Genomic DNA, 12,278 nt, shown 5'->3' with positions numbered 1-12,278 from the left:
CTGCTCAGAAGTTCACGCCGACGCTGACCGACATGTAGTCGCGGTCGGTCAGGGTGTTGTAATCGCCGCCGAAGTAGTTGGTGTAACTCAGGCTCATCGTGTAGGTGTTCTGGTAGTCGGCATCCACGCCCAGGCTGATGGCCTTGGCGCCTTCCTCGAAGCTCGGGCCGGTGCCATTGACGTCCTGCGACCAGGCCATGTTCGGCTTGAAGTTGATGCCGGCGACGACGTTCGGGTAGTCGAGGATGCCGCGCACGCGGTAGCCCCACGAGCTGGTGGTGTAGAAGCCCTTGTTGTTGCATTCCTGCTGCGGGTTGCTGGCAGTCTTGGTACCCGCGGCAGTTCCCACGCACACCGACTGGTCGAGCAGCTCGCCGGCGCCGAAGGTCGGGCTGCGGCCGAAGCGCAGGTCACCCACCGAATTGCCGATGCCGCTGATGTGGTCGTAGCCGACCTCGCCGACCACGGTCAGGCGTTCGGCGCCCAGCACCTGGTCGAAGAACTGCGTGGCGCTGACCTGCACCTGGGTGAACGGCAGGCGCTTGTAGCCTTCGATCGACGCGCCGGGGGCGTTGACCGCCTGGCCATCGACGAACACCGGCGAGACGGCGGTGGCGACACCGTTGACCAGGCCTACCTGGTTGACGGCCGCCAGGTTCAGGTCGGCGGTGTTGATCTGCATCGGCATGTTCGGCCGATAGCTGACCTCGCCGTTGAGCGCCACGCCACCGATGTTGGTCTGGAAACTCAGGCCGTACAGGCGGATGTCTTCGGGGTAGTCGACGAAGTAGCTGGCACCCCGCACGCGGCTGGCGGTGGTCAGCGCGTTGGACGCGCCGGCGTAGGTGGTGCGGGTGAAACTCAGGAACGGGTTGCGGCTGTGATAGTTCATCACGTACGCGCCCAGTTCGGTGTCGTTGAAGTCCGGCAGGAACCAGCGCATGGCCAGGCCGAACTGCCCGGAGTCGCCCGGTTCGTGGTCGTCGGTGCGGGGGATGTAGGCGTTGGCGCGATTGGTGGCAACATCCAGGATGGTGCCGGCGTTGCTGCGCGGGTCATTGGGCGCGAAGTCGGGACCGGCGATCACCAGGCGATCGTTGCAGCCCTTGGCCACGGCATCCACGGCAAAGAAGGTGCCGCAGTTCTCGGTGACCGTCTTGTCCCACTTGATCTGGTAGAAGGCCTCGGCGGTGACGTTCTCGGAGAGGCCCTGGGAGAAGTACAGCAGCTGGATCGGCACCAGCGCCTCCTTCACCTCGGCACCAGGGCGGCGCAGGGCCGAGACGTCCACCGGGTTGATGGAGTTGATCGAGTTGGGAATGAAGGTGCTCTCGCCCCAGCTCACCACCTGCTTGCCGAAGCGCACGTTGCCCGGCAGGTCCCCCAGTTGGTAGTTGTGGTAGAGGAAGGCGTCGAGGAACTCCCCGCCCGAGGCCTTGGCCGACTGGTCGCGGCCATGGTCGTCGATGTTGTAGTAGCGCAGGTCCTCGTCCTTGAGCTTGAAGTCGTACCAGTACTTGCCGCGCAGGAAGGCGCCCGAGTCGCCGTACTTGAGTTCGAGGTCGTGGGTGCCCTTGAAGATCTTCGAGAATACGTCGCCCTTGCTGAAGTTCAGGCGGCCGTCATCGGCGGTGCGCGAGGCGGCCTTGCCCTTGGCGCCGACCACGTTGTAGTTGGAGATGAATTTCGGGTCCGGGTTGCTCAGCGCCCAGCTCATCCCCAGGGATGCCGACGAATCCAGTTGCCCCTCGATTTCCCCGATGTTGAAGTTGACGGCGTGTGCGCAAGGCGCGCTCGCCAGGGCGATGGCAAGGGCCAGCGCCTGCGGTCGAAAGTGTCCGCGCATTGTTATTGTTGGCATGCGGTACTCCAGGTGGTCCAGGTGTTGGAGTGCGCATGCTGGCAGTGCCCGAAGCCCGCAAAAACCGCCCGATCAGGTGATTTTCACCCTCACCCTTGCAGGTGATTCCCGCCCGTTTCCTCCCTCTGCGCCGACGCTTTGCCGCCGCTGCCCAGGTGCCCTTCGCACCGCGCCGATACCAGCGGTAACGCCCTCCCTCGCCGCCCGCTCACCCGTCCGGGCCGAATCACCCCGTCAGGTGATTGGCAGTCCGCCGGCGCGCCACTCAAATGCAGCCACGTCACGCATCCATCGAAAACAAGAAGTCCCAGGAGTCCACGTGAAAAACGTTCCGCTGCTTCACCACTGCCTGGCCGGCATTCTGGCCGCCAGCCTGAGCCAATCCCTGCTCGCCGCCGCGCCCGTGCAGCCGGCCAGCGCCATCACTGCGGCGAAGAACGCCGAGGTGCTCAAGACCCTACCGTTCAGTGACCGTGACGACTACGAGTCGGTCAGCCGTGGCCTCATAGCGCCGTTCCACGGACAGATCCGCAACGCTGCGGGCAATGTGGTGTGGGATACCCAGCAGTACGATTTCCTCGACGCCGACAAGGCGCCCGACACCGTCAACCCGAGCCTCTGGCGCCTGGCGCAACTGAACAGCCACGCCGGCCTGTTCCAGGTCTCCGATCGCATCTACCAGCTGCGCGGCATGGACGTGTCGAACATGACCATCGTCGAAGGCGACGACGGCCTGTTCATCATCGATCCGCTGACCGTCGAGGAAACCGCACGCGCGGCGCTGGAGCTGTACTACCAGCATCGCCCGCACAAGCCGGTGGTGGCAGTAGCCTACAGCCACAGCCATGCCGACCACTTCGGCGGCGTACGCGGGGTAGTCGACGAGGCGGACGTGAAGAGCGGCAAGGTGAAGATCTACGCACCGTCCGGTTTCATGGAACACGCCATCAGCGAGAACATCTTCGCCGGCACGGCCATGGCGCGCCGCTCGCAATTCCAGTTCGGCACCCTGCTGCCGCGCGGGACGCAAGGGCAGCTCGACGGCGGCATGGGCAAGGTCGCACCTTCCGGCGGCACCCTGACACTGATCGAGCCGACTGACCTGATCCGCGAGCAGTTCGAATCTCACGACGTTGCCGGTATCAAAATCGAGTTTCAGCTGACGCCAGGCACCGAGGCGCCGGCGGAAATGAACTTCTACTTCCCGCAGTTACGCGCGCTGTGCATGTCCGAGAACAGCACGCAGATGATGCACAACCTGCTGACCCCACGTGGCGCTCTGGTGCGCGACGCCAAGGCCTGGGCCGAATACATCGACGACAGCCTGGTGCGCTACGGCGACAAGACCGACGTCATGTTCGTCTCGCACAACTGGCCGACCTGGGGCGCGCAGCGCATCCAGACCTTCCTGGCCGACCAGCGCGACATGTACGCCTTCCTCGATGCCCGCGCCCTGCACCTGATGAACCAGGGCCTGACACCGACCGAGATCGCCCAGAAGATGGATCGCCTGCCCGGCAACCTGGAAAACAAGTGGTACACCCGCAGCTACTACGGCTCGCTGAGTCATAACTCGCGCGCCGTGTACCAGCGCTACCTCGGTTACTACGATGGCAACCCGGCCAACCTCAACCCGCTGCCGCCGGTTGAGTTGGGCCAGCACTACGTCGAGTCCCTCGGCGGCGCCGATGCGGTGCTCAAGCTGATGAAGGCGGCGATCGACAAGGGCGAGTACCGTTGGGCCGCGACACTGGGCAACAACCTGGTCTTCGCCCAGCCGGACAACCAGCAGGCCAAGGCGCTGCAGGCCGACGCCCTGGAGCAGCTGGGCTATCAGTCCGAGAACGCTCTGTGGCGCAACATGTACCTGACGGCCGCCATGGAGCTGCGCAATGGCGTGCCTGCAGCAGGTACCGGTTCGGTGCGCAATGACCTGATCAAGGCCATGTCGCCGAGCATGTTCTTCGACTTCCTCGCCGTGCGCCTGGACAGCGAGAAAGCCGAGGGCCACGACATGGTGATGAACTGGGTGTTCGACGACCTGCAGGAAAACTATGCCCTGACCCTGCGCAACGGCGTGCTGACCCACCGGAACAAGCAGCTCGCACCCAAGGCCGACCTGACGGTGACGCTCAGCAAGGCGACCCTGGACCGCATCAGCCTGCGCCAGCTGGACTTCCCCACCGCGATCAAGCAGGGCGGCATCAAGCTCGTCGGTGAAAACGCCAGGCTTGGCCAGTTCCTTGGCATGGTCGACAGCTTCGCCCCGCAGTTCAATGTCGTCACACCCTGATCGATCGAACCTCCGGCCGCCTCCGGGCGGCCGGAACCAACTGGCATACCTCAACGGGCGTATTAGCTGATCTCCAACGGCCGCTATGGGTCGGTTGTTGCCTCTGGCCAAGGTAGGCCCCGGCTAGCCGTCATTGGCGAAGTAGACTCGTGGGGAGGTCCCGCATTGGGCGCTGCGGTGCTCCGACCAAGTACTGAATTCACCCGCCATGGCGTCACGACCAGCGACGGACTTGCCCCCCGTCCGCGCATGACGAGGTTTCCCAGTCAGCGTTGAATTTTCGCGTTGGCAGCGCGCTGCGAAGCGACTCGCCGAGGAAACTTTCCCGACCATGAGCGAAAGTGGTATTGATGCAGTCTGATTATCAATCCTGACATTGCAATGAGCATCAATTTCGACCTGGACGATCTCCAGGCATTCCGCGCAGTAGTGGAGAACGGCAGTTTTCGAAAGGCTGCCGAGGCGGTCAAGATCACGCAGCCGGCGTTGAGCAGGCGTATCGAAAAGCTGGAATCCGCTTTGAATGTGCGACTGTTCGACAGGACGACGCGAAAGGTCAGCCTGACAGCTGTGGGGCGCGCCTTCGTTCCAGAAGTGGAGCGGGTGCTCGATCAGTTGGACACCGCGTTGATGAGCATTGCCGATGTTGCCTCCAGCAGAATGGAGCGGGTTACCATCGCCTGCGTCCCTTCGGCCGCCTACTATTTCATGCCGGAGGTGATCAGTGAATTCCATCGCCTGTATCCCCGCATCAGGATCTTGCTGGTGGACGCCAGCGCGCATGAGGTGAACGCAGCCGTAGCCAGTGGCGAGGCAGATTTCGGGGTAACCTTCAGCGGTAATCTGAGCCCGGAAATGACCTTCGACCTGTTGCTCGAAGAGCGCTACGTAATGGCCTGCAGACGCGACCATCCCCTGGCGGATAGATCCTCGGTGACCTGGTCCGAGATGTACGAGCACGACTACATCTCGCTGGACAAGACATCCGGCAACCGCCTCATCCTGAGCCAGGCACTGAAACGCGTGGCCCCAGCCAGACACAGCATCTGCGAGACGCGACATGTCACCACCGCGATCGGGCTGGTGGAAGCTGGCGTGGGAGTAGCCGCCGTGCCGTCCATCGCCATGCCCCGAACCAGCCACCCCCTACTCAAGGCGGTTCCCCTGGAGGAGCCGCTGGTCGTGCGCAATGTCGGGCTGATCAAGCGCAGCGGACGAACGCTTACGCCCGCTGCGCTCGAACTGGAAAGACTGGTCAGAAGCACCCCGTTGAAATCACCGAGGGACTGAGTCCAGCCCGGTGGCCCGAACCACTGGTTGCACTGCCGCGGACGAGAGATAGGACAGCAGCTTCTTCGCCTGCTCCGGGTGTTTCGCATTGCGCGGGATGCCGGCGGAGTACCGGGTTACCGATTGCAGGCTTTCGGGAATCTTGCCGACCACGGTCACTCCGGGGACCGGCAGCAACTCGGCGACCTGCTGGAAGCCAACGTCGTACTGGCCGGAGGCGACAACCGAGGCAACTGGTATGCGCTCTATCATTCTGGCCTTCGACTCCACCTGCTGTTTCACCCCCAGCCGGTCGAAAAGCGTGCTCTGGATGTAGACCCCGCTGGCGCTATCGGAGTAGGCAATCGAACCGGCGTCCAACAGGGTCTTCTTGAACGCCTCTTCGGTATCGATTTGCGGCTTGGAGGCCCCCTGCTTGACCACCATACCGATGCGCGAGTCCGCTAGTTCCACCTTGGAAACCGGATCCACCACGCCTTGTTTGATGAGCGCATCCAGCGCGTAACCGACCATGATCACCACATCGGCATTCTCTCCCCGCGCCAGACGGTTGGGGATTGCTTCCGGCGCCTTGCCCATGGACGGGCCGAGTACGGTTTCGACTGTATCGCCACTCGCCTGCGCATACATCGGGCTCAACCGCTGGAAGGCTGCGGTGAAGCCGCCCGAGGTCATGACGTTCAGTTGCTCCGCATGAGCGGCCGTCAGTGTACAAAGGCCAATGGCCAAGGTGGCGAATTGCGCTTTCAGTGATGTCATCAAGGAGGGTCCTCGTTCAGGCAGGAATGGGAGCACGCGAGGAGCTTCCGCGGTAGAGCACCAGGGTCGAGCACAGCGCACAGACAGCGGCGAACGTCATCCAGTAGCCCGGAGCGCCCTTGTCGCCGCTGAAGTGAATGAGCCAGGTGGAAATAGCTGGCGTGAAGCCGCCGAACACGGCAGTTGCCAGGCTATAAGCCAGCGAGAAGCCCGCGACCCGGACTTCTACCGGCATGATTTCGGTGAGTGCTGGAATCATCGCGCCGTTGTAGAGGCCATAGATGAATGACAACCAGAGCAGGACCTCCAGCATATGCGCGAAGCTCGGCGCCTGGGCCAGAAAGGACAACGCCGGATATGCCGTGAAAATAGCCAGTACCGTCATCGCGACGAGCATCGGCTTACGCCCGAGTCTATCGCTCAGATGCCCGCCAATGGGCAGCCAGACGAAGTTCGAAATGCCGACCAGCAGGGTCACCAGCAAGGCATCGGTCGTACTCAGGTTCAGCACCGTCTTGCCGAAAGTGGGGGCATATACCGTGATCAGATAAAACGCCGTGGTCGTCATCGCGACCATCAGAAGGCCAGCCAGGACCACGCGCCAGTTTTCGCCCAGCGTGGCGAATACCTGTTTCATGGTGGGTCGCTGGGAGCGACGGGAAAACTCCTCGGTTTCCTCCAGACTGCGACGAAGCACGAAGATGAACGGCACGATCAGGCAGCCAATGGCAAAGGGAATTCTCCAGCCCCAATCCGCAATCATCGCCGGTGGCATCAGTTGGTTCAGCCCGTAACCCAGGGCGGCCGCCACGACAATCGCCACCTGCTGGCTCGCGGATTGCCAACTGGTATAGAAGCCCTTGCGCCCGACCGTCGCCATTTCAGCCAGGTAGACCGAAACGCCCCCCAGTTCGGCGCCGGCCGAAAAGCCCTGGAGCAAACGCCCCACCAGCACGAGCAAGGGGGCCCAGAGGCCGATGCTGGAATAGCCCGGCACCAGAACGATCAGCAGAGTGCCGCTGGCCATGATCGACAGAGTGACGATCAACCCCTTCCTGCGGCCGACATCATCAATGTAGGCCCCGAGAATCACCGCGCCGAGCGGACGCATCAGAAAGCCCGCACCAAACACGGCGAAGGTCATCATGAGCGCAGCGAACTCGCTGGACGCGGGAAAGAAGACGGCGGCAATCTGCGTGGCGTAGAAGCCGAAGAGAAAGAAGTCGAACTGTTCGAGAAAGTTGCCCGAGGTGACGCGAAACACGGCACCCGCCTTGGAGCGAGTGGATGAAGAACCCTGGGTGGGAGAGGCATGCATAGGTAATTCTCCAGCGATCTTATTTAGGCTTGTTGGCGCTTTTGGTCGCTGGATTCTGCTGGACACACTTTGAAACGATAAGTGCTATGTTTGCATCCATTGATGCATGAAATTTATCAGTCAGCCCTTTTTCCAGCCAAAGACGCCCCTGTGGTGATGCTTCACCTGGGGGCTTGAATCAGGAACTATTTTTGGTAAATTTTTCCTGCCGTGTGGCTTGGAGAGCAGCAGCTTCACGGTAAAAGGCCGTATCGATGGGTACGGCCTTTCTTGCTTTCGGGTGATCTGAAGTCTCTCTGCGGAGGTCATCATGAACACTTCCCCCCTCCCCTCGCTCGTTTGTCGCCTCAACCAGAACATCAATGCCACAAGCGCAGCCATTCGGGAGCTCGCCACCTGGGCGGAGGCAAGCGGATCATCGGACACTTCCGAAGCCGTCCGCCGTCATCTGCAGGTTCTGGAGGCCAACACTACGCCCATCAGCGAAGCCTTGGCGGCGCTGATCGCCTGGCAAGCCGAGCGATGAGGATCGGACCGCAGCAGTGGCCGCTCGCCGAGTGGCCGCTGCCTACCCGCTCGCCGATCAGAAAACCGACCAGCCGATCCGCGAACTGAGCAACTCCAGCGCCGCCATTCCGGCAAGGGAATTGCCCGCTGCATTCAACTCCGGCGACCAGACGCACACGGTGAACTGCCCCGGCACGATGGCCACGATCCCGCCGCCCACACCACTCTTGCCCGGCAACCCGACGCGGTAGGCAAAATTCCCTGCTTCGTCATATAACCCGCTGGTGGCCATGATCGAGTTCACCTGCTGCGTCTGGCGCCGGGTCAGAATCTGCTCGCCACTGTGCTTGCAGAACCCATCGTTCGCCAGGAAACAAAAGGCTCGTGCCAAATCCAGGCAACTCATCTGCAGCGCGCAGTAGCTGAAATAGCTGCGCAACACCGTCTCGACCTCGTTCTGGAAATTACCGAATGACTGCATGAGGTAAGCCATGGCCGCGTTGCGCGCGCGGAACTGATATTCCGAATCGGCCACGCGGGCATCCATCGCTACGTGGGCATTGCCCGACAGACGCCGCACGAAATCACGCATCGACAGAATGGGTGCGGCGAAGCGTGATTGATTGATATCGCAGATCACCAGCGCCCCTGCATTGATGAAGGGATTGCGCGGACGCCCACGCTCAAACTCCAACTGGACCAGCGAATTGAACGGTTGGCCCGAAGGCTCATGGCCAAGCCGCTCCCAAATGGCCTCTCCGGAGTGACCAATCGCCTGAACGAGACTGAACACCTTGGAAATGCTCTGCACCGAAAACGGCACCAACGCGTCGCCCGCGCAGTGATAGCTGCCGTCATTGCCATAAACCGCGATTCCCAACTGATGCGCCGGCACGTCAGCCAGCGCGGGAATGTAGTCAGCCACTTTGCCCTTGCCGATCAAGGGACGTACAGCTTCTAGAATTTCGTTCAACAGCGTTTGCATGGAAGGCCCCGTTATCAGACCCCAGACGACCGCACGGGGCAGCATTCTTGACGTAGGCCGAGCAGCAGAGATCACACTCAAATGGCAGTGGCATCCTCAGGACGTCGCGCCGACGGCCGCCTTCTACGGAGTGAGCGCAGCGCCCTCATCCAGGACAGACGCTCTACGTTGGTGCGGGGATTGATCAGAAGGCATCTGCTCCAGAGCCATTCTTTGCGAGGGCGCCTCAATCAGGTGGCGGCCAGCCAGTTGTCTGGGGCATTTAGCGCGCATCAGCGGGCATTGCATCCTTCCCTGGTCCAATCCTGCCCCCTCCAGCCAACAGCCTACCAACCTCGCGAGCATCACTTTACGTGCCTCGGCGACATGATAATGTAGAGATACAAACAGTTTATGTTTCGATCTCTACATATGAAATGGTTACTTCTGGTACTGGGATTGCCGACAGTGAACGCCACCGAACGCATGCGTGCCTGGCGAGGCCTGAAATCCTGCGGAGCAGCTGTTCTGCGCGATGGCGTCTATCTGTTGCCCGACCAGACAGGAGGGCGCGAGGCGTTGGAAGCCATCGAGCGCGACGTTCTGGCCATTAACGGCACTGCCCTTCTGTTTTCTGTCCAGGAACCTCGTGAACGCTTCGCAGCGCTATTCGATCGCGCCGAGGATTACGGAAAGCTCCGCGAGGAAATCTCGACGTGCCATGCCCGGCTGTCCCCCGACAACGCCCTGCAAACGGCGCGTCAGGTCAGGAAGCTGCGCAAGAGCTTCGGACAGATCGTTGCCATCGACTTCTTCCCGGGCGACACAAGGCAACGAGTCGACCTTGTATTGAAAGACCTGGAAACGGCGATCAGCCGTGCCTTGTCGCCCGACGAACCGCGCGGTCACGAGATGCCCATCAAGCGGTTAGTTCGTGGGGACTTTCAGGGCCGTCGCTGGGCAACCCGCTGTCGCCCATGGGTGGATCGGCTGGCCAGTGCCTGGTTGATTCGACGATTCATCGATTCGGATGCACAGGTCCTCTGGCTGGAATCACCTGGTGATTGCCCGAAAGATGCCCTCGGCTTCGATTTTGATGGCGCCACGTTCACCCACAACGGGCAGCGCGTCACCTTCGAGACACTGCAGGACAGTTTCCAGCTGCAGGCCCCCGGCCTCGGTCGCCTGGCCAGACTGGTGCATTACCTTGATGTGGGCGGTGTCCAGCCCGTTGAAGCGTCCGGTATCGAACGTGTACTGGCGGGGATGCGCGAGAGCATCACCGACGATGACCAGCTCCTGCAGGCGGCTGCCGGCGTGTTCGATGGTTTGCTTATCGCGTTCGCGAGTGAGGAAAAGAATAATGGCTGACCCCCACCTGGACGCGGTCGAAACCACCGCGCCCCGCGCTTTGCCGATAGGGCTTTTCTCAGCCTTCCTTTTCTGGCTCAAGCTCGGGTTCATCAGCTTCGGCGGCCCTGCCGGGCAGATCTCGATCATGCACCAGGAGCTCGTCGAGCGTCGGCGCTGGATCAGCGAGCGGCGCTTCCTGCATGCGCTCAACTACTGCATGTTGTTGCCTGGCCCCGAGGCCCAGCAGTTGGCCACCTACATTGGCTGGCTGATGCACCGCACCTGGGGCGGAGTAATTGCCGGCGCACTGTTCGTGCTGCCGTCACTGTTCATCCTGATCGGCCTCTCCTGGGTGTACATCGCTTTCGGCGAAGTGCCGGTCGTGGCCGGCCTCTTCTACGGCATCAAGCCAGCGGTGACCGCCATTGTCGTCCACGCCGCGCATCGCATCGGCTCGCGCGCCTTGAAGAATGGGTGGCTGTGGGCCATCGCTGCAGCCTCCTTCGTCGCGATCTTCGCGTTGAACCTCCCCTTCCCATTGATCGTTCTTGGCGCTGCCATCCTCGGTTACGTAGGGGGACACTTACTGCCGACCAAGTTCGTCATCGGCGGGGGGCATCAGGCAGGCAACGTTGGCTACGGGCCTGCCCTGATCGATGACGACACCCCCACTCCCGAGCACGCGCGGTTTCGTTGGAGTCGCCTGCTGCAACTGCTGCTGGTCGGCGCGGTTCTCTGGCTGCTGCCGATGGGGCTGCTGGCGACCACTTTCGGCTGGCAAGGGACGCTCACGCAGATGGGCTGGTTCTTTACCAAGGCGGCATTGCTCACCTTTGGAGGCGCCTACGCTGTGTTGCCTTATGTCTATCAGGGAGCGGTGGGTCACTACGGCTGGCTGTCTCCCGCACAGATGATCGACGGCCTGGCCCTGGGCGAAACCACGCCAGGGCCTCTGATCATGGTGGTTGCGTTCGTGGGCTTCGTGGGGGGCTATGTCCAGCCGATGTTCGGCGCCGACCATCCTTTCCTGGCAGGCGCTGTCGCGGCGAGCCTCGTCACCTGGTTCACGTTCCTGCCGTCTTTCCTGTTCATCCTCGCCGGCGGCCCGCTGGTGGAGTCGACCCATAACGAGCTGAAGTTCACGGCACCGCTCACCGGTATCACCGCTGCCGTGGTGGGTGTGATCCTGAACCTGGCGCTGTTCTTCGGCTACCACGTTCTCTGGCCCGCCGGGTTCGAGGGGCACTTCGACTGGCCCTCGGCGCTCATCGCCCTGGCGGCCGCAATCGCCCTGTTCCGCTACAAGCGTGGGGTGATTCAGGTTCTGACCGCCTGCGCCCTCATCGGCCTGGCTGCCCATATGCTGAAGGCGGCCACCTGAATTGCCCGTGGCTCGAACGTCCGCTATGGGGTATTGGCAGAAGCAGGGGAACGTCAGTTCGACATCCCGCAACGCTCTATTCAAACTGCGCGCTCACTCAAGGATCGATGGCGAAATGATTGAAGCTTTCCAGGGAAGCTGCTTGTGCAGATCTGTCAGGTATGACGTGTTAACGCCACCAAAGGCTGTTAGCCACTGCCATTGCGGCCAGTGTCGGAAAGGCCATGGAGCGGCGTTTGCCAGCTACGGTAGCGTGCCGCGCGACCATCTGCAGATCGTCGCCGGCAACGATGAGCTCAAGTCCTACTCATCGTCGACGGTCCCTGTTCTGGTCAAAAAGCCAAGGAGAATTTTCCGATTGGGTCTCGATAGCCCTGGGCACACTGGACACACCCTTCACACCATTGCAGCAACGCCATATTCATGTCGGCAGCCAGGCCTCCTGGTTCGTGTTGCAAGACTCCTGGCCCAAGAGCACCTGACTGGTTCGGCAGTCAGCTGCCGGCCAGATGCAGACATTGTCGCAGCGGTGGCCGCGCAGCTCTCGGTTGA

At 61.8% G+C, this 12,278-nt stretch carries 9 protein-coding genes and 1 pseudogene; 6 read left to right on the top strand and 4 right to left on the bottom strand.

Annotated features, from left to right (window positions below; translation table 11 throughout):
- Positions 1-4: 4 nt before the first annotated feature.
- Complete coding sequence (locus AC1ZV1_RS12265) at positions 5-1,861, bottom strand: DUF1302 domain-containing protein (RefSeq protein ID WP_484296949.1); 1,857 nt, start codon at positions 1,859-1,861, stop codon at positions 5-7.
- Between the two features lie 334 nt (positions 1,862-2,195).
- On the opposite strand from AC1ZV1_RS12265, the gene AC1ZV1_RS12260 reads away from it, so the two are divergent.
- On the top strand, positions 2,196-4,154 hold the full coding sequence (locus AC1ZV1_RS12260; RefSeq protein WP_484297552.1) for an alkyl/aryl-sulfatase: 1,959 nt from the start codon (positions 2,196-2,198) through the stop codon (positions 4,152-4,154).
- A gap of 381 nt (positions 4,155-4,535) precedes the next feature.
- Complete coding sequence (locus AC1ZV1_RS12255) at positions 4,536-5,444, top strand: LysR family transcriptional regulator (RefSeq protein WP_484296948.1); 909 nt, start codon at positions 4,536-4,538, stop codon at positions 5,442-5,444.
- Here the strand turns inward: AC1ZV1_RS12255 and AC1ZV1_RS12250 are convergent.
- Positions 5,430-6,203: a substrate-binding domain-containing protein gene (locus AC1ZV1_RS12250; protein WP_484296947.1), complete on the bottom strand. Its 774-nt coding sequence runs from the start codon at positions 6,201-6,203 to the stop codon at positions 5,430-5,432. The two genes, AC1ZV1_RS12255 and AC1ZV1_RS12250, sit on opposite strands and share 15 nt — an antisense overlap.
- Positions 6,204-6,219: 16 nt before the next feature.
- Positions 6,220-7,521: a tricarballylate/proton symporter TcuC gene (gene tcuC, locus AC1ZV1_RS12245; protein ID WP_484296946.1), complete on the bottom strand. Its 1,302-nt coding sequence runs from the start codon at positions 7,519-7,521 to the stop codon at positions 6,220-6,222.
- A 310-nt stretch (positions 7,522-7,831) separates the two neighbouring features.
- Here tcuC and AC1ZV1_RS12240 point away from each other — a divergent pair, with 310 nt between their 5' ends.
- Positions 7,832-8,047 (top strand): hypothetical protein, encoded by a 216-nt coding sequence (locus AC1ZV1_RS12240; RefSeq protein ID WP_484296945.1) that lies wholly within the window; start codon positions 7,832-7,834, stop codon positions 8,045-8,047.
- A gap of 57 nt (positions 8,048-8,104) precedes the next feature.
- On the opposite strand, the gene glsB is transcribed toward AC1ZV1_RS12240, so the two are convergent.
- A complete protein-coding gene (gene glsB, locus AC1ZV1_RS12235) occupies positions 8,105-9,013 on the bottom strand; it encodes a glutaminase B (RefSeq protein WP_484296944.1) in 909 nt (302 codons plus the stop codon).
- Between the two features lie 411 nt (positions 9,014-9,424).
- Between glsB and AC1ZV1_RS12230 the strand changes: the two genes are divergently transcribed.
- The 3 genes and pseudogenes from AC1ZV1_RS12230 to AC1ZV1_RS12220 all read left to right on the top strand — a co-directional run bounded on the left by AC1ZV1_RS12230 (position 9,425) and on the right by AC1ZV1_RS12220 (position 12,208).
- Positions 9,425-10,363, top strand: coding sequence for a chromate resistance protein ChrB domain-containing protein (locus AC1ZV1_RS12230; RefSeq protein WP_484296943.1), 939 nt, complete (start codon positions 9,425-9,427; stop codon positions 10,361-10,363).
- Positions 10,356-11,726: a chromate efflux transporter gene (chrA, locus tag AC1ZV1_RS12225; RefSeq protein ID WP_484296942.1), complete on the top strand. Its 1,371-nt coding sequence runs from the start codon at positions 10,356-10,358 to the stop codon at positions 11,724-11,726. Before AC1ZV1_RS12230 ends, chrA begins: the two co-directional genes overlap by 8 nt.
- Positions 11,727-11,841: 115 nt before the next feature.
- A pseudogene (locus AC1ZV1_RS12220) lies at positions 11,842-12,208 on the top strand (GFA family protein).
- The last annotated feature ends 70 nt before the right edge of the window (positions 12,209-12,278 follow it).

The sequence above is a fragment of the Pseudomonas sp. BB438 genome (genome assembly GCF_057180225.1).
This window is presented reverse-complemented; position numbering and strand designations above follow the sequence as displayed.